The following is a 27,000-nucleotide window of genomic DNA, read 5'->3' as shown; positions in this document are numbered from 1 at the left end:
GCCACCCTGTTCCTTGGAAGGTCGGTCCGCGCTACGGAACCCAAAGCCCCGAGGGGTGGAGCCGGACGGCACAGATGCTGGGTGCGCTGGTATGCAGCCCGGCCCGGATGTGAAGACAATCGGATTAGCGGGTTGAGTTTTCCTGTGGGATGCGTGTCCTCGGTTGGCGGTTGGCGGTTGGCGGTTGGCGGTTGGCGGTTGGCGGTTGGCGGTTGCCACCAGGCACCGACGGGATCTTAGGCCGTGACGGCGGAAACCGCATGGGTACCAACAAAAAGCCCCGAACCATTTCTGGGACGGGGCTATTGGTACTCACCTATCAGTCTTGATCAGTTGGGATAGTAGCTTCGAACAAGGGCGCTCGCGATCAGGCTCCAGCCGTCAGCCACGACAAAAAAGGCCAGCTTGAACGGCAAGGAAACCAAGGCCGGGGGCACCATCATCATACCCATCGACATCAAGGTCGCCGCTGTCACCAGGTCGATCACAAGAAACGGGAGAAACACCAGGAACCCGATCTGGAAAGCGCGGGTGATTTCCGAGAGCATGAAACTTGGTATCAGGACCGAAAGGGGCGCCTCTTCTGTGGGATCTATGCCCTGTGTTCCCGGCCGCAGATCCGCAATGGCATAGAATGTATCCGGGTCGAGCCGGTTTGCCATGAAGACACGGAATGGCTCGACGGCACGCTCCAGGGCGGGAACAACCTCGATCTGCTCATCAAGAAGGGGGGCAATTCCGGTTTCCCAGGCTTCAGTAAAAACCGGCTCCATCACAAAGTAGGTCAGAAACATCGCCAGGCTGATCATCAGCATATTTGGCGGCGCTTGTTGCAGACCGATTGCCTGGCGCAGGATCGACAAAACCGTGACCAGGAACGGAAAGCAGGTGATCATGATCAACAGGCCAGGCGCGACGCTTAGCACGGTGATCAGGAGAATTAGCTGGATGGTACGGGCCGAAATCGATTGACCATCGGCAAGGTTAAGGCTCAATTCTTGCGCCAGCGCTACCTGGGGCTGCATCAGCAGCAGAACTGCTGCCAATGCGCCCAGAGCGAAAAATTTCCGTGTCATCCCAGCCCGCTTTGCAAATCGGCGATTTCCGTCAGGCGAACTGCCAGTTGCCCGGCTTGATCGCCTTCCATTTCTTCCAATTGGCCCCGCGCCACCAGGCGGTCGCCGACATAAAGATCGACAGGATCTTCGACCTTTTTGTCGAGGGTCAGGATCGCGTTCTCGCCCAGATTGACCAAATCACGGATCAGCGGGCGCGCTTTGCCAACGGATACTATGACCTCGACCGGAACGGAGACAAACGGATTGCTGGTATCGGCGGATTTCGGGTTCAGATCGCCGGTCTCATCCATAGTTGCTTTCCTCTTTGAATTGATAGGAGAAGGCGTCAATCGAATCACGAATGGCTTCGATCAAGGCCTCGGAGTTCAGTTCTCTTTCGCTCTTGCCGACACGGAGTTGCGCCTGGCCGGACGACAGGTTTGCGTCCTCACGGACGCGCGCTTCGACCTTGGGTTCGTCGCCAAGAAGTGCACGGACCGCATTGCCTTCGCCCGCTGCGACGACGATTTCCATCGGCTCGTTGATCTGGCCTTTTGCCATATCGTTGAGTTGATCGATGATATGATGGCCAAAGGTTGCTGCCATCGTGTCTGGCAAGATCACGGAGGTCAGTACCTTGAACATCGGATCCAGCGAATCGATCAATTGAGTCTGTGCTTCATGATAGGTGAAGCTGAGGTCCTCGAGAGAGCCCGCCAACGTGGCAGAAACACGGGTGACCTCCTTGTCTTTTGCGTCGATTGCGTCGTCCCAGCCAGCCGTATACCCCTTCTCAAAGGAGACAAGCTTGGCATCCTCGATCACCTCCTCGGAAAAGGTGCCCGCTGGTTCAACAGGCATTTTCATACCAAAGTCTTCTAGAAGATGCGCAATTGTCATCAGGCACGCTCCTCGTTGTTTTCTTCCAACCACCCGCGCAGGATCTGCACGGTCTCTTCTTGGCGGTCGCCGATCATGGAGCGCAACCGGTCTACCGGATCACCTCCCATGCCGCCGCCGCCGGCACCAAAGTTGGCCAGGCCGTCACCCATTCCGGGCAAGCCGCCCATGGGTTCAAATTGGCCAGTGTCACCGTTCTCGATTTCACCATCCAGGGCGATATTGGCACCGAGATTCGGATTCATCATGAAGCCGCCGTCCCCACCCGACATATCTGGGAGATCCGGCAATCCTGCGCCTGCAGCCGCGCCATTGGGTGACGGCAGAGCCATAACGTTCGAGCCGTTTCCAGCCAGGATCGGGCGCACCACGAAGAGCCCCAGCACCAAGGCAACGATCGCGAGGGCAGCCATCTGAATGATCGACATGGCATCGAAGTAAAGATTGTCGAACATAGAAGCCACGGCAGCGGTGCCCTTGGGTTCAATGTCCGGCAGGTCCATTGATTTCAGTGTGATCACGTCACCCCGCGTCGAATCAAAGCCAATGGCGGCAGAGATCAGATCCCGCAGGGCATCCAGTTCATCCTCTGGGCGCGGCTCAAACTGGTCCGGCCCATCAGCAACTTCGGTTCTCACACCGTTCACAAGGACAGCTACGGTCAGTCGTTTGATCGCACCAGGGCCACGAATGATCTCCTTTTCGGTTTCAGAAACCTCATAGTTGATGCGTTCGCGGGTGGCGTTGGTGTTCGCACGCGACCCTTCGCCGGTGCCCGCATCGCCGTCGGGGATATTCGAGGCCACGGTGACTTCACCGGCCTGATTCTGCGAGGTGTCGGTCCGCTCTTCGACATCGGTGCTGACGGCGACGCGGCTTTCCGGGTCAACGGTCTTTTCACGAATCGACTCGGTATCGGTTACCGTTTCGACACTGACCTCGACGACCGCGTTGCCTTGGCCCACGCGCGCTTCGACGAGACGCAACACACGTTCCCGAATCGATTGGGTCCGGTTATCTGTGCCGGCCCCAGCGGCCGCGGCCGCCTCGGGAGAGCCGATCAGCGCGCCGTTTGCGTCAATCACTGCGACATTGTCGACCGCAAGCCCCGCGACAGCCGAGGCAATCAGGAACCGCACGGCATTGGCCTGCGCCGGTGTGATCGGTGTGCCCATTGGCGTGACCGATACCGACGCTGTCGGTTCGATGGTCCGTTGGAATGGGTTATTGCCAGTATTGGCAATATGTACGCGGGCCTGACTGATATGTGGGTTTGCCACGATTGTTCGGGCCAATTCTCCTTCTTTGGCGCGCCAATAGGCTGCGTCAAACATCTGAGAGGTGGTTCCGAACCCGCTGAGCGAATCAAGCAGCTCATACCCTTTGCCGCCGTTCGCAGGCAGACCCTGGCTGGCGAGCGTCATTCTCAGTTCATCCCGTCTTGCGCCAGGGACATAGATGGATCCCCCGCGCACTTCATAGTCGACACCGCTCTGTTCCAGAGCGGAGACAACATCTCCGGCCGTGCTGCTTTCCAGCCCGGCATATAATAGTTGCATGGTCGGCTTGTTGGCCACCATGGACATGAGAAGAAAGGTCAGGATCACGGCGATTGTCGCCCCGATTGCCATCATCCGCTTCCGCGTGTCCAAACCTGCCCAGACATTCTTGATCTGCTGCACATTAACCTCCGTCGCACCGGCGTTCTCTCCGGCCTGCAACCCTTTTCTCCGATTGGCCTTAACATTCGGTTAGTTCCTGTCGGGTTATGAACGAGTTGCACGACGTTTTAGGGATAGCCATGACAGACGCTGTAGCTGACATAGAAACAGATGGATCCGCGAAGAAGAGCAAATTGCCCCTGATCATAGGGCTTGTGCTTTGTATTGCGGGTGCAGGGGGCGGTTTTTTTGCCGTTCAGTCAGGCCTTCTTCCCTTTGGCAACACAGCAGCACCAAGTGCTGAAGATGTCGCCAAAGCGGCGCCAGAAGGCGTGGACAAGGGTGAGTCGGCGGAGGAAATCGCCAACTTAGCCTTTATCGAAATGGAGCCAATTGTGATTACGCTGCGCAAAGCCAGCGGAATCAGCCAATTGCGGTTCCGTGCGCAACTCGAGGTCAACCTGGCCGATCAGGTCGAGGTTGAAAAAGTCCTCCCCAGAGTTGTCGATGTCCTCAACAGTTACCTGCGGGCGCTGGAGCTTGACGATCTTACAGATCCGATGGCTCTGCCCAAGCTGCGCGCACAGATGCTACGGCGGATCAACATTGCGACCGGTCAAGGACGCGTGCGTGATCTTCTGATCATGGATTTCGTACTCAACTAGGAGGACAGGATGGAACTTATAGCTGATATCCTGCTTGCAGCTGGAGCACTTGGTGCCGGGTTTTATTGCCTGGTGCTGTCGCGCCGATTGAAGCGGTTCAACGACCTTGAAAAAGGGGTCGGTGGGGCTGTCGCGGTGCTTTCTTCGCAAGTAGATGACTTGAATAAATCGCTGGTCGCCGCGCGGCAGATGTCCGACGGATCCAGTAAGGCGCTGGAACAGTTGACCGGGCGCGCCGAATCGGTGTCGCAGAAGCTCGAACTGATGATGGCTTCGATGCATGATATCGCGCCGCAGTCACAGGCTTCGACACGGTCTCAGGCCGAATCGCCGCGTACCGAGGAGAACGATGCGCTTGCAGTCGCTTATGACGAAGATGTGCCAGAAACTGTACCTCAGGCGGCCGAAACGCAGGAAGAAGCCAAGCCGTCCGGACTGATGTTTGTGCGTCACAACCGAAATCAGAATCGGGTAGCGTGATGGCCAAGGCAGACAAATCCAAGAAGATGCACAAGGCCAAGCGCGGCACTTTGATGTTGCTCGCTGTCTTCCTCATGGCGTCTGCGGTTGTCCGGATCGCGCTCGAAGCGGCGCCTGCGATCGCACGGGAGGTCGCAGGTATGAAATCCGAAACCGATCCTACCCTTGCGCGCCAGGCGGGCAATTCCGACGTGCCCAACTCTGCCGAGATGCAGGCGATGATCGCTGCGTTCAAGAAACGTGAAATGATGCTGGCGGATCGCGAGGCCGAGATCGAAGATCGCATGAAGGCGCTCGAGATCGCGGATCAGGCGATTGAAAAAAAGCTCCAGGATTTGCAGGATGCCGAAGCCAAATTGCTTGCAACCCTCTCGTTGGCTGATGGCGCCGCAGAGCAGGACGTGTCGAAGCTGACAACTGTTTACGAACAGATGAAGCCCAAGGATGCCGCCGCGCTGTTTGAAGAGATGGACCCAAGCTTTGCCGCCGGTTTTCTGGCCCGGATGCGCCCGGAGGCCGCCGCTGGCGTGATGGCAGGACTTAGTCCTGAAGCCGCATATACCATCAGCGTGGTCCTGGCTGGACGAAATGGTGAAGTGCCGAAGGAGTAACTCGGCTTCTCACTCAGCCTTTTTTAACATGACTGGCCTACCTTCAAACCAGTGACAATATTTGGAGCTTACCCATGATAGGGATTGTAGGGATCATTGTGATCTTTGCCATGGTGTTTGGTGGCTACCTGCTCGCAGGTGGCAAGCTGGGCATCATCGTCAAATCATTGCCTTTCGAGATGATGATGATTGGTGGCGCTGCGGTCGGGGCTTTTCTTATCAGCAACGACATGGGCGGGGTGAAGCATACGATCAAGGATATGGGCAAGGTCTTCAAAGGGCCGAAATGGCTGCCCGAAGATTACAAAGATCTGCTCTGCCTGCTGTTTGCTTTGATCCGAATTGCCCGAGCCAACCCGGTTGAGGTTGAGCAACACATTGAAGACCCTGAAAACTCCCCGGTTTTTGGAAAGTACCCCAAAATTCTCGCTGATAAAGAAGCGATCAACCTGATCAGCGATACCATGCGGTCTGCGTCGATGAACTACGACGACCCGCACCAGGTTGAAGAGGTGCTGGAAAAACGGATCGAAGCAAACCTGCATCATGCGCTGCATTCCAGTCATGCCTTGCAGACCATGGCGGACGGCTTGCCCGCCCTCGGGATTGTTGCGGCTGTTCTTGGTGTGATCAAGACTATGGCCTCGATCGACCAGCCCCCTGAAGTTCTTGGCAAGATGATTGGTGGTGCCTTGGTCGGGACCTTCCTCGGGGTGTTCCTGTCTTACGGTCTGGTTGCACCTTTTGCGGGCAAGGTAAAAGCCGTCGTTGAAGAAGACGCGCATTTCTACCAGCTGATCCGCGAGGTTCTTGTGGCGAACCTTCATAACCACGCCGCAGCCATCTGTATCGAAGTGGGGCGTCAGAATACGCCATCCCACATCCGGCCCGGGTTCTCCGAGCTGGAGGAAGCCTTGAATTCGGTGAAACAGGACGCAGCATGATACCGCGAGCAATCGCATTTGCCGCCGCAGTAGTGGTGGCCGGATATGCAGAAGCACAAACGATCGTCACGCGCTCGGGAGAGCATGATGACTTCACACGACTGGTTATGCGAATTCCAGACGGGGTGGAATGGTCGCTGACGCAAAGCGACCGAATCGCCACCGTCAATCTCGGTTCGCCGACTGCAGTCTTCAATACCCGGGGCATCTTTGACCTCATCCCGCGCACGCGCATTCAAACGGTCTCTCAAAACGGTCCGGGGCAGCCGCTCCGGATCGAATTGGGCTGTGAATGTGTGGTCGATTATTACCAGCAGGCGGATGGCTACCTGGTGCTCGATGTCAGGGAAGGGCGTCCTTTGGCGCTGGCGGAACCGAGCGACCCGGCCAGCTTGCCACTGACCTTTCCGGTTCGAAACAATAGCTTCAGCTTCAACCTGGGGCGGCAGGATCTGGCCAGTGCCCGCGTCGCAATGGACCTCGAAGATGCTGTGGAGGCTACCTTTGGGTCATCTCAGCAGCGACCCTCGCAAACGGGGCCAATCGAACTGCCACTTCTGATGCAGTCAGAGGCGCGAACCCTCGGTGACGTCTCCGCCGAAGGTGACACAAAACAAGTCGCAGAGGCGCAGCCCAAAGAGCCAAAACCGACAAAGTCCGAAGATGGTAAATCCGAGCCTGAAGCCATTGGCGCAGATGCAAGCCTTCTCATGGATTTCGACGAGAATCGGCGCGCAGCGATGGTGAATGATTCAGAGTCTCGCTTGCTACAGCAAATCGGCCGGGCCAGCGAACAGGGGCTGCTCAAAACGACCGAAGAGAGCGGCGAAAACAGTCAGCTCAATCCACGCGGCAATCAAAACCGACCGCTTAACCCCTTGGACAACATCTCTGTAACGTCTGCCATCGACCGCGAGACCGGATTGCTTGCCATTGGTGGGGACGGGGATTCTGAAGACACGCACTGCATTCAGGACCGTGAGGTTGCAATCCACAAATGGGGCGGTGAGGCTGCGTTTGCAGAGCAGATTGGCGCGCTCCGAAGCAAGATGCTCGGTGAGTTCGACCAGGTTGACCGCAATGTCGTGCTGAAATTGGCTCGGACCTATCTATACTTTGGATTCGGGGCCGAAGCCCGCGCCACGATGCGGATGATCCCCGAAGATCGTTTCGATGAGACGTCTCGCGAAATCATGATGACAATGGGAAGCATTGTTGATGCCGCAGACCTGCCGGTGAATACGATCTTTACCGGCCAACAGACCTGCGGCGGAGACTCTGCTTTCTGGGCGGCAATGGCCGATGGTGTTGTAAAGAAGAGTGCAAATACGGATGCCATTCAGCAGGCATTTGCGAAGTTGCCGCCTCATCTGCGGGTTCAGCTTGGCCCCCGCATGAGCACGCTTTTTGCGACGGCGGGCGACCCTCATGTGGCAAAAGCAGCCTTGCGCGCGGTTGACCGGACCGGCATTGAAACGGTCCCGGACCGCAATCTGGCAGAAGCAGCGATTGCTGAACTTGAAGGCAACACAGAAGCCGTGGCGCGAAACCTGACAGAAGAAGTGGCGGAGCAAAGCGAAAATACTCCGATGGCTTTGATCGAACTGATCAATCTTAGCTTTCGGGAGCGCCGGGCCCTGTCGCCAGATGTCCCGGATCTGACGGCGTCCTACGAACTGGAAAGCAGAGATACTGCACTGGGGGCAGAGCTGCGTTTGGCCGAAGTGACGGCACTCGCCCTGGCCGGCCGTTTTGACGAGGCGTTCTCCAGATTTGATAAACTGGAACGCCGAGATGGAATCGGGGCACGCAACAGCGTTAACGCGCCACTCATGATCCTGCTGACCGAGAATGCCAACGATGTGACATTTCTGAAGTATGCCCTGATTTTCGCCGAAGAAGCGGGTGCGACACGCGCTGGCCAAGTCGGAGATTTGGTGGCGGAGCGTCTGCTGGATTTGGGGTTCCCGCAGCAAGCCGAGACGCTGTTGCGGAAAATGAGCTTGGAACCTGACAATGAAAACCGCCGCATGATGAGTGCCGAAGCGCTGCTTGCGATGGATCAGCCACAGCGGGCCCTGGTCGAACTGATGGGGCTGGAGGGGGAGCAGGCAGACCGCATGCGCGCCCGTGCTTTGTGGCGGAACAAGGAATATGAGCGCGCGAGCGAATACATGATGTCTGCCCAGGATTTGAACGCAGCAGCGCGGGGTTTCTGGCATTCGGAGAATTTGGAATCGGCGGAAAGTCTGGACACGGAAGTGGCCCCCTTTCGGGCGGTGGCGGATTTGACAAACCAGATCGATACTGCGGTGCGTGAGCCTGAAGGTTTGCCTCCTCTTGCCGAAGCACGTGCATTACTCGAAAGCAGTGCCGGGGCCAGAAGTTCCATCGAGGAATTGCTGCGTCGCGTCGAAAGAACACCACCAGAAGAGTAAGTATTAAGCCTGATACTGGTTGATTGGCCGTTCCTAGGGGCGGCCAATTCCTTTTGCGCTGATAACACTTTGTAAAGGCTCGCAGCCTAGCGTGGGGGACAGGGAAGAATCCTGATTTGGAACAGGCAGAATGCCAGTGAAACCGAGTATAAAAACCGGGCAACCGCCCGCCAATCCTGTCGCCGTGCAACACGCTCCTCGCTTGTTGACGCGGCCTTTGGTCGTTTCGCTACAATATTCTGCACGTTTTGAGAGTTGGGTCGCTTTCCTGAACCGCGTTTTCAATCCCGGACGACCGGGACCGAAAAGGCAGGCTTCACATTGGCCGGGTCGTCCGGCCTGCTCCTGATCGCTTTCAAATAAGAGAAAAAATCCGTGCCGAAACTGTCAGTCAAAGAGCTTTTCAACCCGACCATACTGCTCGCCATGGCGCTCATGGCGATCATTGTCATGATGATCTTACCGATGCCAGCCTGGGTATTGGATGTTGGTCTCGCGACCTCTTTCGCGCTCGCGATCCTGATCTTCACGATCACGCTATTCATTGAGCGCCCATTAGACTTCTCATCTTTTCCGACGATCCTCTTGGGGTCGTTGATGCTTCGTCTCTCGTTGAACGTTTCGTCAACAAAACTCATCATCGGCCAGGGACATAGTGGGACCGACGCGGCCGGCAACGTGATCGAGGGCTTCGCGAACTTCGTGATGGACGGCAATGTCTTCCTTGGACTTGTGGTCTTCGGGGTCCTGTTGATCGTCAACTTCATGGTGATTACCAAAGGTGCCGCGCGAATGGCCGAAGTTGGCGCGCGCTTTGCGCTCGATGGCATGCCTGGCAAACAGTTGGCGATCGACAGTGACATGTCCGCCGGGGCAATTGACCACGCGACGGCCAAAGAGCGCCGCGAGACAGAACAACGTGAAACGACGTTCTTCGGCTCGTTGGATGGTGTGTCAAAGTTTGTGAAAGGCGACGCAATTGCCGGCCTGCTGATCACCCTTTTGAATTTGATCGTCGGGCTGATCATGGGTCTTTTGGTCCACGGCATGCCGATTGGGACCGCTTTTGAGACCTATGCGATCCTCACCGTGGGCGACGGACTGGTGTCGCAGATACCCTCGGTCATCATTTCAATCGCGGCGGCTTTGTTGCTGGCACGTGGCGGGGCGACCGGTGCGACTGATACAGCGATCTTTTCCCAATTGGGCAAACACCCCGGGGCGCTGGCGACTGTCGCCGTCCTGATGTCGCTCTTTGCGCTGGTGCCGGGCCTTCCCTTTTTGCCGTTTATCTGCGGCGGTTCGGGGCTCGGTTATCTGGCCTACCGCATGTACCAGAAGAAAGCGGCGGATGAGCAGAAAGAAATCGACGCAAAAGTCGAAGAGATAAAATCTCCGGAAAAAACCAAGGCTCTTGGCGATATCCTTGATCTGGATGATCTGCATCTCGAATTCTCTCAAGATCTCGTCTCAATGGTTCTGGATCCAGGCACGGGTCTGGATGCGCGAATTGCCAATATGCGGACCCATGTGGCGACGACGTTTGGCCTGATCCTGCCGGAAATTCGACTGACGGACGAAGCGGAGCTGGACAACGGAACATATGTCATTCGGATCCAAGGCGTGGAACAAGCCCGTGGAGAGCTGCATCCCGACATGGTCCTGGCTTTGATGCCCGACAACCATGCGGCGTTGCCGTCTGGCAACGACGTGACGGAGCCGGTCTATGGCGCGCCTGCGCGCTGGATCGCCACCAAACATCAGGAAGACGCGGCCTTGATGGGCGCCACCGTTGTGTCGCCACCAGAGATTCTCGCGACCCATCTTCTGGAAGTTGTGAAGCAAAGTTTCCCGCGTTTGCTGACACTCAAAGCGCTGCGCCGTCTGCTGCGTGAGATGACAGAACTGACTGACGAGTTCCGGGCCAACGGCAACAAGAAACTGCTTGAAGAGCTTATTCCGGACAAGGTGCCGATCGATACGCTGCATTCTGTGTTGCGCTATTTGCTCGAAGAGCGCGTTTCGATCCGAAACATGCCGCTCATTCTGGAATCCATTGCCGAAGCCCGCCTGCGTACCACCGCGCCTGAACTGATCACAGAACACGTGCGGCAGCGGCTTGGGTTCCAATTGGTTGCTGAAATGAAGCGCGATGATGGGACTATTCCCTTGGTGCAACTCGCGCCGGAGTGGGAAGATGCGTTTAACACTTATCAGGTCGAAACCCAGTCGGGCCTCGATATCGCGCTGCCGCCTGACACGTTCAACAAGTTGGTTGACGCGATGAGCGAGAAGATAAATCAGGTGACCGAACAAGGCATTTTTGCCGCGATTGTTACCTCGACCCGCCGTCGCCGGTATCTGCGGACCATCCTGAGATCGCGTGGCATCCAAAATCCGGTTCTCTCCTTCGAGGAAATCGGCCTCGAGGCACGTCCCGCATTGGTCGGCATGGTCGCCGCATGAATTTCGTTGGCATCACTCCGGAACTTATGGCGCTGTTCGGCGCCGGGTTCTGGCATGCCGCCATTGTCTTCCTGCGGGTCGGTGCAATGACCTCGATCATGCCGGCATTTGGCGAAACGTTTGTTCCAACTCAGATCCGTTTGGTGATTGGGCTGGTGTTCACGGCGATCGTCGCACCGGCGATCCAACAAATACCGATGCCGCAGACCGTGATGCAATACGCCGGGCTTATCGCGACAGAGGTCGTGGTCGGCCTCGGCTTCGGAATGGCGCTGCGTATGTTCATGCACATGTTGCAAACGGCAGGGTCTATCGCAGCCCAGAGCACATCTCTCAGTCAGGTTCTCGGCGGTGCGGGTGCCGATCCAATGCCTGCATTGGGCGCCATTTTGTGGATTTCCGGGATAACGCTGGCTGTGATGCTGGACCTTCACATTCGCGCCGCAGAGTTGTTGATCCGATCCTATGACTTGTTCCCTGTTGGAGAGTTTCCCGACGCGGCAAATTTTTCACGGTGGGGCGTCCACAGGGTCTCGGAAACCTTTTCCATCGCCTTTACGCTCGCGGCCCCGTTTCTGATCACCGCGGTGATCTACAACTTGACCCTTGGCGTGGTGAACAGGGCAATGCCACAGCTTATGGTTGTTTTCATCGGGGCGCCCGCCATTACCTTTGGTGGTTTGGCGCTGTTGATGATCGGCGCACCCATGATTCTTGAGGTGTGGAGCCGTAACCTTCTGATGTTCTTTGCAGATCCAGGTGTGGGAATGCCATGAGCGACGATTCAGACGACTCAGACAAGTCATTTGAGCCAACACCGGAGAAATTGCGAAAAGCGCGACTTGAAGGGGACGTTCCAAAGTCGAACGATCTTCTTCAGGCTGCAGGCTATATGGGGACGCTGATTGCGTTCTATACTGCTGGAAGATCCAGTATCGAGCAACTTGGTACGGTCTTGATGTCGATGATCGACCAGCCAGACCGTTTGGCGCCCGTCTTTTTTGGCGAGGGTATGGCGGCGCCGATCTCGGGTCAGTTCATCACCACCGCGTTCAAATCCGTCTTGCCGTGGTTCGTCATGCCCGCGGCTCTTGTGTTGTTGGCTGTCTTTGCGCAACGCGCAATGGTCTTTGCACCAAAGCGGATCGAACCAAAACTGTCTCGATTGTCCATAATCAAAAACGCCAAAAACAAATTCGGACGTGGTGGTTTGTTCGAATTCGCAAAAAGCTTTGCCAAGCTGCTGCTTTATTCTGTCGCGCTTGGGGTGTATCTGAGCTGGCGCGTGCCGGAAATGATCGCATCGGTTGGGACCAGCCCCTATACGGTGGTGCCGTTTCTTGTTCAGCTTGGTATGGAATTTCTTCTTCTGACGTTGATCATTTCGCTTGGGATCGGACTGATCGACGCACCGTTCCAGCAGGCCGAGTTCATCCGCAAAAACATGATGTCACGCAAAGACGTCACGGATGAAATGAAGAACTCTGAAGGTGATCCGCATACCAAGGGGCAGCGCAAACAAAAGGGTCGTCAGATCGTGGCAAAACAGATCAAGGCAGCGGTGACGACTGCTGACGTCGTGATCGTGAACCCGACCCATTATGCGGTTGCTTTGAAATGGAGCCGCATTTCCGGCAGCGCGCCCGAATGTGTTGCAAAAGGCGTCGATGACGTTGCTGCAATCATCCGGGAGATCGCCCAGGAACACGGGGTGCCGCTGCACAGCGATCCTCCAACCGCACGGGCCCTCTATGCGACGGTCGAGGTTGGGGAAGAGATTGCGGAAGAACATTATGCGCCAGTTGCGGCAGCGGTCCGGTTTGCGGAAGAGATGCGAAAACGTGCAAAGGATAGCGCGCTATGAAACAGGACAAGATGCTTGCTCAGATGAGATCGGTGACCAATGCGGTCTACCTGCGTGAGCATGCCAAGGTGAAACCAATCCTGGACCACGAGGCAAAGTTGCGGGGCCAGCTGACGATGCTGAAGCAACAGGTTGAGCAATCCCGGGAGCTGATCGACAAGAGCCATGAAATGAAAGCGCTGGGCGTCGATTTGCAGTGGCAGAAATGGCATACGAACGCCCGCCGCGATATCAACTCGGAACTGGCGCAGGTAACGGCGAAAAAACTGCGCGCTATGGACAAATTGCGCCAGGCTTTTGGCCGAAAACACGCTGTCGAGACGATGGAAAATCAGCATAAGAGCAACGCGAAAGAACGGCGCAACAAGATGCTGTTTGATCGGTTGATGAACCTGGACTGATATCGACATCTATTGAAATTCAAAGTCCCGACCGCAAAAAGCCGCCTTCGACAAAGAAGGCGGCTTTTGCTGTTGGCTGGGTGGCGTCCTCAGGGACCGAAGAACATTGGCGGGCCCTCGGGATCAAACGTCCTGACGGGTAATTTCCAGAATAAGAACGTCAATCAGATCCTTGCCGAGATAGCGGCGACCTTCTTCACGCAAAGAGGTGCGGAGCGGGTCGAGCACTTCAGACCGGGTAAACGCGCCGCGAAAGCCTCCCATGTTTGCGTGGTCGAACAAAACTCTCAGGAATACATCCCGCAGCTTCGGTTCAAAGGAATGAACCTTGGACGCCATGCCGGGTTTGGTTTCCAGGCTGAGAGAGACAACAACAAGCGACGCGAGTTGATCACGTTCGACCACCGGAATCACGAACTGGCTGTTGATCTTGATAAACTCGTTTGGAGTCGTCTCTTCACCCGAATCGCCGGTGTCGTCGGCATGATCCTCGTCCATTTCGCCTGAGGTTTTGTCATGACCCTCGGCGTCGCCTGCCATTGCATGCTCCATCTCCTCGGGCGGTGGGGCGAGCATGATGCCCGCTCCGATACCGCCACCAAGGCCAATGATCAGCATGAGTATCGGGAGCAGTTTTGACATATTCGTGATCCTTAGAAGGGCAGGACAGCGTCAAGAACCTGCTGACCGTAGCGGGGTTGCTGCACATCGGTGATCTGACCACGTCCGCCATAGGATACGCGGGCTGACGCAATCTTATCATAGGTGATTTCGTTTTGACGGGAAATGTCGTCCGGGCGGACATAGCCTGAAACGAGGAGCTCCCGCAGTTCGAAGTTCACCCGCAGTTCCTGCGATCCATTGATCGCGAGTACGCCGTTTGGCAGCACGTCAACCACGGTTGCGGCGACCCGCAATTCCAATTTTTCGCTCCGGCTTACCGATCCGCTGCCGCCGGAGGACGAGGAGCTACCAAGATCGACCAGTTCCGCACTGCTGGCACCGGTTGGCAGATCTTCGTTCAGGCGCTGCGGCAGTCCCAGGAGTTGCGGAACCTGCAAGCTTTCTGAAGCGTTGCGCGAGCGGGAGGTATCGTTGGAAATGGAGGCTTCTTCGTCGATTTCGATAACGACGGTCAGAATGTCGCCTTTCTTCGTGGCGCGCCGATCCCCGAGCAAGGATTGACGCGAGCCACTCCAAAGGGACGCACTGTCGACAGCCCGCTGAGTCTGCGAGGTCAAAGGCAGCCCCTGGTAGAGCATCGCCACATGTTCCTGGGTTTCATTTCCAGGTGTGAAACTTGGCGGTTTGCCAATGTGATCCATGCGCGCGCATCCACCAAGGAGCCCAAGGCCAACAACTGCACATTTCACTGCGAGAATGGGTTTCATCAATTTACCTCAATATTGCCGTCCGCCCTGATCCGGCCGGTGACCGTGGTGCGCGAGGACAGGTTCATGACGCGGATGTATTCGCCTTCCGCGCCGCGGCCGAGCGAGCGGCCTTCTGTGGTGATTTCCAGTCCACCCTGACGGAAAACCAGCTTGACCAGATCATTGCGGTCGACAATCGCTGGCGGGCCGATATCTCCGGCGTGGATGGGGCGGCTTGCATAGAGCGCGATGCGCGCTTCCTGCCCGATCACCTCCTCGGGGTCGCTCAGCGCGCCGGGGGACTGGACATTCTTGAACATCAAATCCTCGGCGGTGATGGTTTCCTTGGCCCGGATCGTCCGGACCGGCACGAGGATCTCGGCCAGAGCGGATTGGGCAAGGAACGCCCCAATGATGATGGCGAGCAGGTATCTCATTTAGCGCACCTGCGTGGTTGCCGACATCATCTGGTCGACGGCCGAGATGACCTTGGAGTTCATTTCGTAACCGCGCTGGGCTTCGATCAGTTCGGTAATTTCACGCACCGCATCAACCGAGCTGTCCTCCAGATACCCTTGCCGCATCGTGCCAAGCCCATCTGTGCCGGGGTCCGTCGTGACTGGCTGGCCAGAGGCTTCGGTCTGTTTGAACAGGTTGCTGCCCACCGCTTCCAGCCCCTTGGGGTTGGTAAAGCCGGAGATCGTGAATTGCCCCAGCAGTTCGGCTTCGATGCTGTCATCGAAATAGGCGTAAAGCTCCCCGTCTGCGTTCACAGAGATGGAGGTCGCGTCGTCTGGAATGGTGATTTCCGGCGACACGGGGTAGCCATCGTTGGTCACGACCAGACCTTCGGCAGAGCGTTTGAACGACCCGTCGCGGGTATAGGCGGTGTCGCCAGAGGGCAGGGTGACCTCAAAATACCCATTGCCGTCGATGGCAATATCCAGGTCGTTGCCCGTTTGGGACAATGCACCTTGCTTCAGATAGATCGAAACCGCAGAGGTCCGCACACCGAGGCCCACCTGAACGCCTGTCGGCAAAACCGTACCGTCGGAAGCATTCACGGTGCCCGCGCGGGAAACCTGTTGATAGTGAAGGTCAGCAAATTCCGCGCGCCGCGCATTGTACGCCGTGGTGTTCATATTCGCCAGGTTGTTGGAGATCGTTTCGACGCGCAGTTGTTGCGCGCTCATCCCCGTGGCGGCAATTTTAAGTGCACGCATGTTTATCTCCTATGATTTCATAAGGTTGTCGATGGCCGCGCGGATGCGTTTATCCTCGTGGTCAAGAAAGCTCTGGCCCATTTCATAGGCCCGCTGCACTTCGATCATGCGGGCTAGCTGATGAATGGTGTTGACGTTTGACCCTTCGACGAAGCCCTGCAGCACCTTTGCTTCGGTCGCGGCAACAGTTTCACCTTCGACGCGGAACATCACACCGTCCTCGCGCAGGATCTGAGCTTCCTCTTCCGGGAGAAACAGACCGATCTGGCCCAATTGCTGGCCGTCGGCGCTCAGGGTGCCATCGGCACCGAAGGAAACCGAACGCGCATCGCCGGGAATGAACAGCGGAGCCTGGCCGTTGTCCAGCACCCGATACCCGTCAACGGTGACGAGATCGCCCTGTGCGTTCGGGGAAAAGTTGCCCGCACGGGTCAGACGATTGCCCGCCGGTGTTTCCACCATGAAGAAACCATCGCCCTCGATTGCCAGATCGAAGGTGCCATTGGTCTGGCTCAGGGTGCCCTGTTCCAACGAGGTGTTGCGAATGTTCGCACGCCCCATGGAAACGCTTTCCTGGCCCGGAGCCGATTGCACGTACTCCGAGAAAATCAGCCCTTCCGAACGATAGCCGGTGGTTGCAGAGTTCGCGATGTTGTTCGCCACCAGCCGCATTTCATTCAGCAGGCCGGATTGACGCGATAAGGTGGTATAGCCGATCTCGCTCATCAGAAACCTTCCTGGATAAGTGGGATAATTTGCCCGTCAAAAAAACCTACGAGCGCTTGCGTCATGACCCCCATCGTCAGCCAGAAGACGACCATGATCGTGGCCAGCTTTGGCACAAACGTCAGTGTCATCTCCTGGATCGAGGTCAAAGCCTGGAACAGTCCGACCATCAAGCCAACGACCAGAGCCACGATCAAAATCGGCAGGGCCATAGTGATGCCCGTCAGAATGGCCTGGCGCAGGGTGTCGTAGAAAACGCCTTCGCTCATCATGGCCTAGACCGGCATCCGAAGAATTTCTTGGTATGCTTCAACAACTTTGTTGCGCACCGTTACCGCGGTTTCCACTGCGAGTTCGGTCTGGGCGAGCGCCTGCACAAGAGCGTGAGGATCAGCGTTTCCGGTCATCGCCTGAACAGAAACCTGTTCGCTATGCGCGAGCGTGTTGGTGAAATCTTCAAAGCTGGTCTTGGCCTGTTCCTGGATTGAACCCGGGGTGTATTCTGGGTCAACCTGCGTGGCAGGGCGTGCAGCGGTATAGCCGGATGTGGCGGCAATCGAACGAATATCCATTCTGGATCTCCAATCAGTTCAGGTTAGCGACGCAAAAGGTCCATCAGTGAGGCCGACATTTGCCGGGTCTGATCGAACATTTTCAGGTTTGCTTCGTAGGTACGCTGCGCTTCGCGCGCGTCCGCGATTTCGATCATCAGATCGACATTTGATCCTTCGTAGTGACCGCTTTCGTCGGCCAGGGGGTGCGACGGATCGTAGATTTCTTCGAGGTTGCTGTTGTCCAGTGAAACCCGGCCAACGCGGACTTCGCTGACATCGGTGGACAGATCTCGCACAGACTGGAACGACACCGTTTTGCGGCGATATCCAGGTGTGTCAGCATTCGAGATATTCTCGGATACGTGGCTCAGGCGTGCAGCCTGGGCACGCAGACCGCTTGCAGTGACGGCCAGGGATTTTGCAAAATCGCTCATCTATCTACCTCCGGATCAGCTGCGGCCAAGGCTGGCGCGCAGGATGTTCATGGATGACCGGTACACGGCGAGGGCACGATCGTGCTGCCGCTTGGCCTCGACGCCGTTGAGGATCTGCTCTTCAACGGAAACGGAGTTGTCGTTGGGATTGACGTTGGACTCGTCGGTGATGACAGCCCAATCAAGACCGTTGGCATCGGTTCCATGCAGGTGCGATCCGCGAGACGAAACCATGTCGCCTTGCGTGTTGCTTGCTGCAAAAACCTCTTTGAACGGTTTGATATCCTTTGCGTGATACCCGGGGGTATCCGCATTCGCGATATTTTCCGAGACAAGCGCCTGACGCTTACCTGCATGGGTCGCCATGGAATAGGCGATATTAAAAACATTCAGTCTTTCGAACACCGGGGCTTCTCCCTCGATCAATTTCAATCAAGGCTTAACCCTGATTCCTTTAGAAATTGTTTTCAGAGGATGGTTGGAGAACCCACAGATGATGAAATCGATCCAAGCGCTCAGCCAAGAGCTGGCAAATACCCGGCTCTCTGCACCGATGGGCCGCGTGACTGGAATTGCCGGCGGAGAGATCGAGGTGTCGGGTCTGGAGCGACAGGCCCGGATCGGCGACAGGCTGGTCCTGCGGCGCGGAAAAAAGGACGATTTGCACGGCGAAGTGCTCGCAATTGGTGCCGATCATATCCGTATGTTGCCTGACACAGCACCTGAACGCGCCTCGATCGGGGATGCGGTCTTGCTGTTCCCGACGCCGGATTTTGCACCGGATGACACCTGGATCGGGCGCCTGATTGACCCATTTGGGGAGCCGTTGGATGGCAAGCCGATGTTGCGTGGGGTCGAGAATCGGGACCTGATGGCCGGCCCGCCAAAAGCGGCGTCGCGCCGGGGTTTGGGGAAACGTCTCTCCAGTGGCCTCTCGATTCTGAACACCGTTTTGCCCATCGTCACGGGGCAGCGTGTCGGGCTTTTTGCGGGCTCTGGCGTGGGCAAATCGACGCTTATGGCGCAACTGGCCCAGAACATGGAGGCGGATGTCGTCGTCATGGCGCTGATCGGGGAACGGGGGCGCGAGGTGAACCACTTCGTGAAAGAGGTTCTCGGGCCTGAAGGGATGAAGCGGGCGGTGGTGATCGCGGCGACGTCGGATCAATCCGCGCTGGTCCGCCGCCGCTGCGCCTGGGCGGCAATGACTGTTGCGGAACATTTCCGTGATCAGGGTCTCAACGTGTTGTTCATGGCGGATTCTATTACCCGATTTGCTGAAGCGCATCGTGAAATCGCGGTGGCATCAGGCGAAGCCCCGGCGTTGCGTGGGTTCCCGCCCTCCGTGACGCCGCTTATCACCGGTTTGTGCGAGCGTGCTGGACCGGGTGCCGACGGGCAGGGCGACATCACGGCGGTGTTCAGCGTGCTTGTCGCGGGGTCCGACATGGACGAGCCGATCGCAGATATCCTGAGGGGGGTTCTGGATGGGCATATCGTTCTGAACCGGGAGATCGCCGAGCGTGGTCGTTTCCCGGCAATTGACGTGTCCCGCTCTGTCTCGCGGAGTTTGCCATCCGCCGCGACAAAAGAAGAGAACGAAATGATTCTCGCCGTTCGCAAATTTCTGGGCGCCTATGAGCAATCCGAGGTGATGATCCGTGCGGGTCTTTACTCCGAGGGCAACGACCTAGTGCTCGACCAAGCCGTGAAAATCTGGCCAGAGCTGGACGCGTTTTTTGGTCGCGCGGAACCGGAAGGGATCAAGGGGAGCTTCAACCGGCTTGCGCTGTTGTTGCGACGCGCCGGGTCGGGCCGCTAAAGGCGCAGTTTGCCCAAAGGCGGGGATGCCAACGAGCCTGCGCTTCGGTAGCGCTCCTGCAGATTTAATGCCCCCGGTTTGTCCGGGGGCATTTTCCAATCTGGCAAAGGGTGTTACCGGCGCAGCATCATCAGCGCGGCGCTGCCAGAACTGTAGCCGCTGCCAATAGAACGCATCTGGGAACGTGTCAGGTAGAGGTTGACCAGGTCATCCATCTTGTCGCCGGAAATGAACTCTGATGGCTTGTCAGTCCCAAGGACTTGCTCTGCCTTACGTTTATAGACCTCAACCGCCTGGTCGATATCCATCTGCCCAACTTCCTTTGGCAACCCAAGAGCGACCTGCATGAAATCGGTCATGGCCTGCTGTCCCATGATGGTGAACCACTGAGAATTCGCACTCGGGCCGTCGTCTTCGTCATTCATGGTGCGAAGGCGCTCCAACGCCTCCTCAAAGGCCTGCTCGGCATCCGTATCGTCGGATTGGAACAACACATCCAGCTCGCGCTCTGCAATTTGCGCGTAGTAGTTGATGAAGAATGAGCTTTCACCGTTGGCGGCCGCATTGGTGCGATAGGTATCGCTTACGATACCGATCTGATAGGGGCCGGTCAGCTCCTTCAGGTCGTCTGTGCCAAAGAGCTCTGTGGCTTTATCTTTGTAAATGCTCAGTTTTTCATCGATGCTAAGCCCATCAAAGGTAGAGCCCGCCTCCAGATCACCTGCGGCAATCAGGTCGTCTACGGCGCCATTCACGTCAAGCGCGGTGTTCAGAAAACGCGGCACGCCGGTTTGGCCCATGACACTGAACCAGCCAGCATCGATTTCAGCTGTTATTTGTTCAGGGCTGTCATTCGTGATTGCGTCTTCATCCCCATAGGTGAATTTGAGGATCGTTTCCACTGTCCGCACATTGGAAGAAATTTCACTGTTGCGCATGCCCGACTCGGAGGCCTTTTCGCGGTAGATCGACAGAACTTCGTCCACATTGGCATCATTGGCGAAAACGTTCGGATCGTCTGTGCCGAAAATCTCGATCGCCTTTTCGCGATAGATCCGCATGGCTTCGCTCGTGTCTCGGTTGGCGATGTCGTCAGGCAGATCCAATGCGATCTTCATGAAATCCGCCAGCGGTTCCTGTCGGGAAATGAAATCCCATTCCTCATTCAAGGCAGATCCGCGTGCGACCAGCTGATCGAGAATGCGCTCTGACAGATCAGACGTCTTGGCAATATCTGCACTCGTTTCGCCCGCGACAGTTGCCCGTGAACGATAGGCCGACAGGACGGCCTCCTTATTGTCTGGCGAGAAGAAAACCGTTGGGTCGTCGCTACCAAAAACGATCGTTGCGCGGTCGCGATAGGCCTGAACCTTTTCATCATCGTCGAGACCCGCCGTCGCGACTGGCATCCGCAGCGTCGTGTTGAGGAAATCGGTCAGTACATCCCGCTGGACAATCTCTTTCCATTGATCCTCAACAGATTTTACGCCCAGTTCTTCGTCTTCATCGCCGTTGATTTCCTGCAATGTCAGATCGAATTCCCGAAGCGCACGTTCCTTGACGCTGAGCTGAGAAACATCGTCTTCGTCCGGCTCGCCAAACACTTCGAGCATTGCGCGCTTTGCAAAAAGCGCGGTGCGCATGGTCTCGTCTACATTGCCGACCGCTTCCTCAAAGGAGGCTGATTGAAAACTGTCGATGACTTCTTGCATAGCTTTGGAGTCCGCCGTCTTTGCAGACTGTCCGGGTCCAAAACCAAACGCTTCGGAAAATTTCACATAGCGTTCGTCGTTCATTTTGTTTGCAAGCGCGTCGTCGGCTGTTGTGCCCTCGTTCAAGGTGCGCTGCAGCAACGCGCGATAGTTGATTTCTTCCTCCAATCCGAACGCCTTGACCGCCACCTGAAGCAGGCGGCGGTCGTTTAGAAGATCATCGGATGAGGTGACTTTGCCGATATTCTCGGCAAAGTACTCTGTATCGTTTTTTAACTGACCGGCCTGGACAAAAGCCTCGTACTGCCGGTCATAGGTCGATTGCAAAAAATTCCAGCCCGCGACCCCCGATGACGGAATAAGCGGTGTGTAACTCATTGCGATCTGACGGCCATAAGCCGTTCCTCCCGCGGCAACAGCGCGCGCAAGGCTTTGAGGCAGCGATAGTGGTTGTTGCCAATCACCGATTCAGTTGCTTCCGCAAGCGCGGCCCGGCTGTCTGAGTCTGTAAACACCTGGCTCAGCTCTTCGATGCGACGCAGCATCGGCAAACGGTCTTCCTCAGGGTCGACGTCCCCGGAGAGAACCAATTGGGCCGCATAACAGACACGGCGCACCGGCGTATTCGCTTGTTCTGGATGGATCGCGTCCCGCAGACGCAGAATATGCGCATCAGGGGTTACGATCGACAAGCGACTGCGGCGATCTCCGTTCTCGATCACGGCACCATTGACCAAGACGCGCTCTTTTGGCGCGAGTTTAAGGACCAATCCACTCATTTTCAGGACGCTCCGCTTCTGAGGCCACGCATAATGGCCGTGTTGATCTCTACAAGCGGCTGGACTGTGGCCTTTCGAGCCAAGACCTTGCTGCTGTGCTCACGCGTGAAGCGGGCCAGATGAAACAAGCGTTGTTTCAGCTCGGGCGGCAGCTTGTTGCCTTCCTTGGCCAGATCCGAAGTGAAGAGTGTCCAGAGTTTTCGGTTATCGGAAACCGCTGCGACAAGCTCCTTGAAACCGTCCGAACCTTTGCTGTTGGCCACAATCATACGATGAGTGAGGCGTGCAAGGATTTCGTACTCTGTGTTTCGTGCTGTACGGGTCGGGGCTTTTGCCGCCGCATAGGCGCTCTTCGCCTTTAGAAGGGCATTCACGAGTTATCCTAACGTATTATTTTCACTGATTCTCAGGATGTAAGAACCTGGGGCGCGCGAGAGCGCCCCAGGTGAAAGGCTATTATCGGAAGAGCTGCAACAGCGAGCCCGGCGCTTCGTTCGCAATCGTTAGCGATTGAACTGCAAGTTCTTGTTGGGTTTGCAGCGCGCTCAGTCGTGCGGATGCTTCTTCCATGTTGGTGTCGGTCATTGTCGAAACACCCAAGGTCATGGAGTCGACGAGATTTGCCACGAACATGGACTGATCTTCCAGACGGGCGGCGGACGCACCGAGAGCAGCAGCGCCGGTGATGGCGGTCTGCAGGAAGGTTTCGATGTCTTCGAGCGCGGACGCGGCAGTGTCCGTGTCAGAGATCGACGTCAGATCGGCGGTCAGATCCAGACTGGATTCGAAGTCGACAGTTGCGATGGTGATTTCCACAGCTGTCACGGTACCGCCGGCACCTTCACGGTCGAGAGACGCAAGAACACCCATTTGAGTAGTGGTGTTGCCGTCGATGTCACTTGCCAGCAGGTTTGCACCGTTGAATTGCGCTGCGGAAATGATGGCCTCGACCTGCTCGACTTTCGATGTGATATCTGTCTGAATCTTCTCGTGATCGACGTTCTCGGACTGTGCAGAAACGATCAGTTCCTTGATTTCTGTCAGCTTTTCAACGATCTGCTCGGCACCGGCGGAGGCAACCGCAACAGTGGCTTCGCCGATCGCAAGGCCTTCCTCGATCGCTTCAAAACCGGCGATGTCGGATTCCATGGTTTTGGAGATCGCCCATACAGCGGAGTTGTCTTTTGCGGAACCAATTTCTTTACCGGTGGAGATATTGGACTGGGTGGTGTTCAGGTCATCATTGACAGACTTCAGTGTCTGCAGTGCAACCATTGCGCCATTGTTCGTCAGAATGCTGGACATAGCATGAGTTCCTTTGATGTAGGGCAATTTAGCCCCAGATTTTTAAATCCCAGCTTCGTTGCCGAAGCTCTCTCTGTCGTCTTTCTGACCGTGCTTCACCTTTCGGTATCCGCGCCACCTCAGTCGAGATGCAACGCGACCTTGTGCTATCAGGTGCTAAGAGAGTGCTAATGGTCCAATTTGCATTTTTAAAATTGTCTCCAATTCCCGGTGGTTTATGCGCGCTTTTCGAGACGCACACTGCCTCTGGTTGTGTACCGCGTTTTCTGTCCTGCGTAGTTATAGACCTCCAACCCACGGCGAACCTTGCGCAACTCTGACATCCGGTTGGCCACGGCCTTGATCCCCTGCATCGCGCTGCTCAACAGCTCCTGGTTGCGGGAAACTTTGTTGTTCACACCGATGAGCGCCGCCTGCTCCAGATCCTGGATTGCGTTGAGCTGGTCGAACAAGATCTCTTTGCGGGCAACAAGTGCTTCCAGTTTGTGAAGTTCACCCGCTTTAAGGGCGGCGCGTTCCTCATCCAGAATCTCGTCAAGTGCGAGGATGAGGGCCTGTGGGGTTTGGTCAGTCAGCATGGTCATTCCTGAGTGTCCTTCAGTGAGTTGTAGATGGATTCGGCGAGTCCGATGCCGCCGCTCTCGGCCATGGCGCGGGCCTGTTCATTGACCAGAAGCCCGGCAAACTGATCTTCGCCAGCGCCACCGCCAAAGGCTTCTGGCGCCTTGCCAAGGCCGGCTGCTTTTAGCATTTCGGAAAGAAAGGATGCTTCTAGGTCGAGTGCAGCCTGTCGAAGAGCTGCATCTTTTTGATCTGCGGCGTTCTGCAACGGGGCGACCGACGCGGGGAGCGAAACACTTGGTATAGGCATTTTTGCCTCTGTCCTTCATTTGTGTCGAATTCTTCGATTTTTCAGTTTTCGCAAAAAGCGGTTAAAAATAACGTAACTGATTTGCGATAATCATGGGTCACACGAGATAGAACATCCGGTGGAAAATGATTACGAATATCCTTTCGACACAGTCGGTTGGCAGTACGCCAGGCGAGTCGACGCAACGCTCCCAGTCGTCCCGCCGCTCCGGCGAGTCGTTCGAGGCGGTCGTGAACCGTTCGCCAGATGAAGCAAAGCAAAATCCCGAAGCCGCATCATTTGAGCCAGAATCTAAGGGCAACAGCGCGCCCGCTTCTGATGGGTCTGAAAATCCCCCACCGCATGAAGAATCGAGACACGGCGATCCTGCACCTGAAAAAACCGGGAACGGGCTGGCGGATGATCCTGCGGCCGCAGAGCTGTCTCACGACGATTTCGCGTTCACAGGGCAAGATCCGCAGCTGACAAAGGCTCAGCCCGAAGCCGCGGGCGTGGGAGTCAGGATCGACGCCGCTGCCGGTTCATCTGAAACGGCTCTGGCATGGCAGGCGGGTGATGTGGATGCCCCCGAAGAGGCAGACGCGATCACGCGACTGCCGGCTGACACCGTAGCCCCGAAAGGGGGCGAGGGCGGCAACATTCAGCAAGGGCAAATGACGGCCGCTGATAGAGAGCCGTCGAATGTTGCAACGTCGCCTGCCGAGCTGGCGGATAAATCCACAGCGGATCGCCCAAACATTCAGACCGGTGAAGATGAGCGCGCCCAATCCGGTGCCATGGCTGCGTCAAACACGCCTGCGACCGGCGTGGCCGGGCGCGGCGGCGGACTGGATGGCGCCAATGTCGTTGCCCTCAATACGCAATCAGCGGCGGGAAAAACGCCCGAGGGTTCGTCCGCGCTGCTTGCCGGGACCCTCGTTGATGACGCTGCGGCGACCGACGGCCAGCCCGACAGCCGTGCACAGGCCTTGTCCAAAGGAACCCCGCTTGGTGGGATGCCGAGTGAGGGGCGCGACTTACCGAAAGGGACGCCGCTTGGTGTAATGCCAACTGAGGGGCAAAATACGTCCGGGCGAAAGCCGGACGTGACAGCCGCCACAGCCACGCCCATTCCAAATGAGGCCCGACCCCCGACCCCGTCGGCGACAACACCGGCGTTGACGCCGGGTTCTGGGCGTACCGGTGACCAGGTCCCGGCGGCAGCTGCCGCGCAAGCGTCCGGTCAGGCACAGACATATGCGGCGTCATTTGATGTGCGGACCCAGGCCTTGGCGTCAAATCGGACCACGGGAGGTGTATCGGCCAACACTAGCCTGCAAACGGCGCAGCAGATCAATGCAGAAGCGATGTTGAAAAACACGTCCGCCGTGGTGTCCGAGGTCTTTGCGAATGCAGACGGTGGCGCGACGGGCGACGATGTGCTGACCCAGCGGGGCGCGGAGAGTTTTGCGCTTCCGCAGTTGCTGGCCGAGGCTTCGGTGCGTTCGGGAGCGTCGAGTTTTCGGGCCGAAACACCCCGTCATGTCGCCCAACAGCTTGCTGAGGCGGTTGCAACCAATGGCAAACGGAATGTGGATGTTTCTCTGAACCCGCGGGAACTTGGCCACGTCAATATGCGTGTGTCCACCACCGACACCGGTGTGATGGTTTTCATTCAGGCGGAACGGCCTGAGACAGAAGATCTGATGCGTCGTCATATCCAGGATCTTGCACGCGAATTCAAGGAAATGGGCTTTTCCGATATTTCCTTCCAATTCGGCTCTGACACCCGTCCGGGCCAGTCTGATGATACGGAAACCTCCGGCCGCTCCGGTGGATCATCCGGATCGGGCGATGGCGACGCCATGGAGGCGGACACGCTGCCTCTGGCACAACACCTCAACATATCGGCCGACGGGCTGGACATAAGGATTTAGTAGAATGACTGACGTTTCCGCTTTGACCGCCGCGACCGCTGCCGGTGCGACGAAATCGACCGCAACCCAATCGGCAACTGCGGCGCTGACCTCTGATTTTCAAACGTTCCTCAACCTGATGACGACACAAGCTAAATATCAGGATCCGCTGGAGCCGATGGACGCTTCGGATTACACGGCCCAGCTGGCGCAGTTCTCCTCGGTGGAACAGCAGGTCCTGACCAATGACACGCTCGGCAGCATGCTGACGCAATTGTCCCTGACCAACATGTCTCAGCTGACCGGCTGGGTGGGCAAGGAAGTGCGGGCACAGGCCGCGGCGCATTATGATGGGTCGACACCCATCGCCGTGGCTCCGAATCCTGCTGCAGTCGCAGATACTGTCCAGCTCGTCATTTTTGATGAGGCCGAATCAGAGGTTGGTCGTATCGATCTGCCTGTCTCCGCAGAACCCTACATGTGGAATGGCGAAGGCAAGGATGGCGATATGCTGGAGAAGGGCAATTATACCTTCGTCGTTGAAAGCTACTCGAAAGACAAAGTGATCCTCTCCGAGATTGCCGAAGTGTATGGTCTGGTAAAGGAAACCCAGAACATTGAGGGCGAGGTCGCCTTGATCATGGAAAGCGGAAGCGCCATTCTGGCCACTTCGGTCACGGCCCTGCGGGAACGCGACACCCTCGCGGGTGCTTCCTGAATACAGGCGTTTGGGACCGATCCCCATGATCGCCGGGGAGAGGCGGAGATCCGATGAGGGAGTGACCCGCTGACAGCCCCGACAGACGCAATCGATGACA

General features: G+C 56.9%; 32 protein-coding genes. 12 read left to right on the top strand and 20 right to left on the bottom strand.

All coding sequences use genetic code 11. The features are described 5' to 3' along the window. Positions 1 to 329: 329 nt before the first annotated feature. The 4 genes from fliP to fliF are packed head-to-tail and all read right to left on the bottom strand — an operon-like array spanning position 330 to position 3,640. Positions 330 to 1,076 (bottom strand): flagellar type III secretion system pore protein FliP, encoded by a 747-nt coding sequence (gene fliP, locus TRIHO_RS00530; RefSeq protein ID WP_068239203.1) that lies wholly within the window; start codon positions 1,074 to 1,076, stop codon positions 330 to 332. Next, on the bottom strand, positions 1,073 to 1,369 hold the full coding sequence (locus tag TRIHO_RS00525) for a FliM/FliN family flagellar motor switch protein (protein WP_068239201.1): 297 nt from the start codon (positions 1,367 to 1,369) through the stop codon (positions 1,073 to 1,075). The genes fliP and TRIHO_RS00525 overlap by 4 nt, the downstream gene beginning before the upstream one ends. Further along, complete coding sequence (locus TRIHO_RS00520) at positions 1,362 to 1,958, bottom strand: ABC transporter ATP-binding protein (protein WP_068239199.1); 597 nt, start codon at positions 1,956 to 1,958, stop codon at positions 1,362 to 1,364. The genes TRIHO_RS00525 and TRIHO_RS00520 overlap by 8 nt, the downstream gene beginning before the upstream one ends. Beyond that, complete coding sequence (fliF, locus tag TRIHO_RS00515) at positions 1,958 to 3,640, bottom strand: flagellar basal-body MS-ring/collar protein FliF (protein WP_068239890.1); 1,683 nt, start codon at positions 3,638 to 3,640, stop codon at positions 1,958 to 1,960. The genes TRIHO_RS00520 and fliF overlap by 1 nt, the downstream gene beginning before the upstream one ends. Positions 3,641 to 3,759: 119 nt before the next feature. On the opposite strand from fliF, the gene TRIHO_RS00510 reads away from it, so the two are divergent. From TRIHO_RS00510 to TRIHO_RS00490, 5 genes are all read left to right on the top strand, one after another. Next, positions 3,760 to 4,284 carry a flagellar basal body-associated FliL family protein gene (locus TRIHO_RS00510; protein WP_068239198.1) on the top strand — a complete coding sequence of 175 codons (525 nt, stop codon included), beginning with the start codon at positions 3,760 to 3,762 and terminating at the stop codon, positions 4,282 to 4,284. A 9-nt stretch (positions 4,285 to 4,293) separates the two neighbouring features. Beyond that, complete coding sequence (locus TRIHO_RS00505; protein ID WP_068239197.1) at positions 4,294 to 4,764, top strand: hypothetical protein; 471 nt, start codon at positions 4,294 to 4,296, stop codon at positions 4,762 to 4,764. Next, on the top strand, positions 4,764 to 5,375 hold the full coding sequence (locus TRIHO_RS00500) for a MotE family protein (protein WP_068239196.1): 612 nt from the start codon (positions 4,764 to 4,766) through the stop codon (positions 5,373 to 5,375). The genes TRIHO_RS00505 and TRIHO_RS00500 overlap by 1 nt, the downstream gene beginning before the upstream one ends. A gap of 74 nt (positions 5,376 to 5,449) precedes the next feature. Further along, complete coding sequence (gene motA, locus TRIHO_RS00495) at positions 5,450 to 6,319, top strand: flagellar motor stator protein MotA (protein WP_068239195.1); 870 nt, start codon at positions 5,450 to 5,452, stop codon at positions 6,317 to 6,319. Further along, a complete protein-coding gene (locus tag TRIHO_RS00490; RefSeq protein WP_082704969.1) occupies positions 6,316 to 8,757 on the top strand; it encodes a hypothetical protein in 2,442 nt (813 codons plus the stop codon). Before motA ends, TRIHO_RS00490 begins: the two co-directional genes overlap by 4 nt. 281 nt (positions 8,758 to 9,038) lie before the next feature. Here the strand turns inward: TRIHO_RS00490 and TRIHO_RS24100 are convergent, their stop codons facing one another. Then, entirely contained in the window at positions 9,039 to 9,302 is a 264-nt protein-coding gene (locus TRIHO_RS24100; protein WP_232367681.1) for a hypothetical protein, read from the bottom strand. Here TRIHO_RS24100 and flhA point away from each other — a divergent pair. Genes flhA through TRIHO_RS00470 form a run of 4 tightly spaced genes read left to right on the top strand, consistent with a single transcriptional unit; the run spans position 9,184 to position 13,488 of the window. After that, a complete protein-coding gene (gene flhA / locus TRIHO_RS00485; RefSeq protein WP_232367676.1) occupies positions 9,184 to 11,223 on the top strand; it encodes a flagellar biosynthesis protein FlhA in 2,040 nt (679 codons plus the stop codon). The genes TRIHO_RS24100 and flhA overlap by 119 nt on opposite strands. Next, positions 11,220 to 11,999: a flagellar biosynthetic protein FliR gene (locus TRIHO_RS00480; protein ID WP_068239191.1), complete on the top strand. Its 780-nt coding sequence runs from the start codon at positions 11,220 to 11,222 to the stop codon at positions 11,997 to 11,999. Before flhA ends, TRIHO_RS00480 begins: the two co-directional genes overlap by 4 nt. Next, a complete protein-coding gene (gene flhB, locus TRIHO_RS00475) occupies positions 11,996 to 13,087 on the top strand; it encodes a flagellar type III secretion system protein FlhB (protein WP_068239189.1) in 1,092 nt (363 codons plus the stop codon). Before TRIHO_RS00480 ends, flhB begins: the two co-directional genes overlap by 4 nt. Further along, positions 13,084 to 13,488, top strand: a complete 405-nt coding sequence (locus tag TRIHO_RS00470) for a hypothetical protein (protein ID WP_068239188.1) — start codon at positions 13,084 to 13,086, stop codon at positions 13,486 to 13,488. The genes flhB and TRIHO_RS00470 overlap by 4 nt, the downstream gene beginning before the upstream one ends. Before the next feature lie 123 nt (positions 13,489 to 13,611). On the opposite strand, the gene TRIHO_RS00465 is transcribed toward TRIHO_RS00470, so the two are convergent. Genes TRIHO_RS00465 through TRIHO_RS00425 form a run of 9 tightly spaced genes read right to left on the bottom strand, consistent with a single transcriptional unit; the run spans position 13,612 to position 18,203 of the window. After that, a complete protein-coding gene (locus TRIHO_RS00465; protein ID WP_068239184.1) occupies positions 13,612 to 14,130 on the bottom strand; it encodes a flagellar basal body-associated protein FliL in 519 nt (172 codons plus the stop codon). 11 nt (positions 14,131 to 14,141) lie between these two features. Further along, on the bottom strand, positions 14,142 to 14,879 hold the full coding sequence (flgH, locus tag TRIHO_RS00460; RefSeq protein WP_068239181.1) for a flagellar basal body L-ring protein FlgH: 738 nt from the start codon (positions 14,877 to 14,879) through the stop codon (positions 14,142 to 14,144). Further along, complete coding sequence (flgA, locus tag TRIHO_RS00455; protein WP_068239177.1) at positions 14,879 to 15,298, bottom strand: flagellar basal body P-ring formation chaperone FlgA; 420 nt, start codon at positions 15,296 to 15,298, stop codon at positions 14,879 to 14,881. Before flgA ends, flgH begins: the two co-directional genes overlap by 1 nt. After that, positions 15,299 to 16,084, bottom strand: a complete 786-nt coding sequence (flgG, locus tag TRIHO_RS00450; protein ID WP_068239175.1) for a flagellar basal-body rod protein FlgG — start codon at positions 16,082 to 16,084, stop codon at positions 15,299 to 15,301. Between the two features lie 9 nt (positions 16,085 to 16,093). Further along, a complete protein-coding gene (locus TRIHO_RS00445; protein WP_068239169.1) occupies positions 16,094 to 16,810 on the bottom strand; it encodes a flagellar hook-basal body complex protein in 717 nt (238 codons plus the stop codon). Then, positions 16,810 to 17,082, bottom strand: coding sequence for a flagellar biosynthetic protein FliQ (locus TRIHO_RS00440; RefSeq protein ID WP_068239168.1), 273 nt, complete (start codon positions 17,080 to 17,082; stop codon positions 16,810 to 16,812). Before TRIHO_RS00440 ends, TRIHO_RS00445 begins: the two co-directional genes overlap by 1 nt. A 3-nt stretch (positions 17,083 to 17,085) precedes the next feature. Continuing rightward, positions 17,086 to 17,382 (bottom strand): flagellar hook-basal body complex protein FliE, encoded by a 297-nt coding sequence (fliE, locus tag TRIHO_RS00435; RefSeq protein ID WP_068239167.1) that lies wholly within the window; start codon positions 17,380 to 17,382, stop codon positions 17,086 to 17,088. Between the two features lie 23 nt (positions 17,383 to 17,405). Beyond that, entirely contained in the window at positions 17,406 to 17,798 is a 393-nt protein-coding gene (flgC, locus tag TRIHO_RS00430) for a flagellar basal body rod protein FlgC (RefSeq protein WP_068239166.1), read from the bottom strand. Positions 17,799 to 17,813: 15 nt separating this feature from the next. Next, positions 17,814 to 18,203, bottom strand: coding sequence for a FlgB family protein (locus tag TRIHO_RS00425; protein ID WP_068239886.1), 390 nt, complete (start codon positions 18,201 to 18,203; stop codon positions 17,814 to 17,816). Positions 18,204 to 18,291: 88 nt separating this feature from the next. Between TRIHO_RS00425 and TRIHO_RS00420 the strand changes: the two genes are divergently transcribed. Beyond that, positions 18,292 to 19,620: a FliI/YscN family ATPase gene (locus tag TRIHO_RS00420; protein WP_068239164.1), complete on the top strand. Its 1,329-nt coding sequence runs from the start codon at positions 18,292 to 18,294 to the stop codon at positions 19,618 to 19,620. Between the two features lie 113 nt (positions 19,621 to 19,733). On the opposite strand, the gene TRIHO_RS00415 is transcribed toward TRIHO_RS00420, so the two are convergent. The 6 genes from TRIHO_RS00415 to TRIHO_RS00390 all read right to left on the bottom strand — a co-directional run bounded on the left by TRIHO_RS00415 (position 19,734) and on the right by TRIHO_RS00390 (position 24,287). Next, on the bottom strand, positions 19,734 to 21,710 hold the full coding sequence (locus tag TRIHO_RS00415) for a DUF1217 domain-containing protein (protein ID WP_068239162.1): 1,977 nt from the start codon (positions 21,708 to 21,710) through the stop codon (positions 19,734 to 19,736). Then, positions 21,707 to 22,111: a flagellar biosynthesis repressor FlbT gene (gene flbT / locus TRIHO_RS00410; RefSeq protein ID WP_068239155.1), complete on the bottom strand. Its 405-nt coding sequence runs from the start codon at positions 22,109 to 22,111 to the stop codon at positions 21,707 to 21,709. The genes TRIHO_RS00415 and flbT overlap by 4 nt, the downstream gene beginning before the upstream one ends. Positions 22,112 to 22,113: 2 nt before the next feature. Beyond that, on the bottom strand, positions 22,114 to 22,485 hold the full coding sequence (flaF, locus tag TRIHO_RS00405) for a flagellar biosynthesis regulator FlaF (RefSeq protein ID WP_068239153.1): 372 nt from the start codon (positions 22,483 to 22,485) through the stop codon (positions 22,114 to 22,116). Between the two features lie 82 nt (positions 22,486 to 22,567). Continuing rightward, the gene (locus TRIHO_RS00400; protein WP_068239151.1) at positions 22,568 to 23,416 is read right to left on the bottom strand and encodes a flagellin N-terminal helical domain-containing protein; all 849 of its coding nucleotides are present in this window, start codon (positions 23,414 to 23,416) and stop codon (positions 22,568 to 22,570) included. Positions 23,417 to 23,631: 215 nt separating this feature from the next. Then, positions 23,632 to 24,000: a flagellar biosynthesis protein FlgN gene (locus TRIHO_RS00395; RefSeq protein ID WP_068239149.1), complete on the bottom strand. Its 369-nt coding sequence runs from the start codon at positions 23,998 to 24,000 to the stop codon at positions 23,632 to 23,634. Continuing rightward, on the bottom strand, positions 23,997 to 24,287 hold the full coding sequence (locus tag TRIHO_RS00390) for a rod-binding protein (RefSeq protein WP_068239146.1): 291 nt from the start codon (positions 24,285 to 24,287) through the stop codon (positions 23,997 to 23,999). The genes TRIHO_RS00395 and TRIHO_RS00390 overlap by 4 nt, the downstream gene beginning before the upstream one ends. 491 nt (positions 24,288 to 24,778) lie before the next feature. Here TRIHO_RS00390 and TRIHO_RS00385 point away from each other — a divergent pair, with 491 nt between their 5' ends. Next, on the top strand, positions 24,779 to 26,203 hold the full coding sequence (locus tag TRIHO_RS00385) for a flagellar hook-length control protein FliK (RefSeq protein ID WP_165595872.1): 1,425 nt from the start codon (positions 24,779 to 24,781) through the stop codon (positions 26,201 to 26,203). 4 nt (positions 26,204 to 26,207) lie between these two features. Next, the gene (locus TRIHO_RS00380; RefSeq protein WP_082704967.1) at positions 26,208 to 26,900 is read left to right on the top strand and encodes a flagellar hook capping FlgD N-terminal domain-containing protein; all 693 of its coding nucleotides are present in this window, start codon (positions 26,208 to 26,210) and stop codon (positions 26,898 to 26,900) included. Positions 26,901 to 27,000: the final 100 nt, after the last annotated feature.

Origin of the sequence: Tritonibacter horizontis, from assembly GCF_001518015.1 — a bacterium.
In the GTDB taxonomy this organism is placed as follows: Bacteria; Pseudomonadota; Alphaproteobacteria; order Rhodobacterales; family Rhodobacteraceae; genus Epibacterium; species Epibacterium horizontis.
Note: the sequence above shows the minus strand (reverse complement) of the source record. Positions and strands in the feature narration are given on the sequence as shown.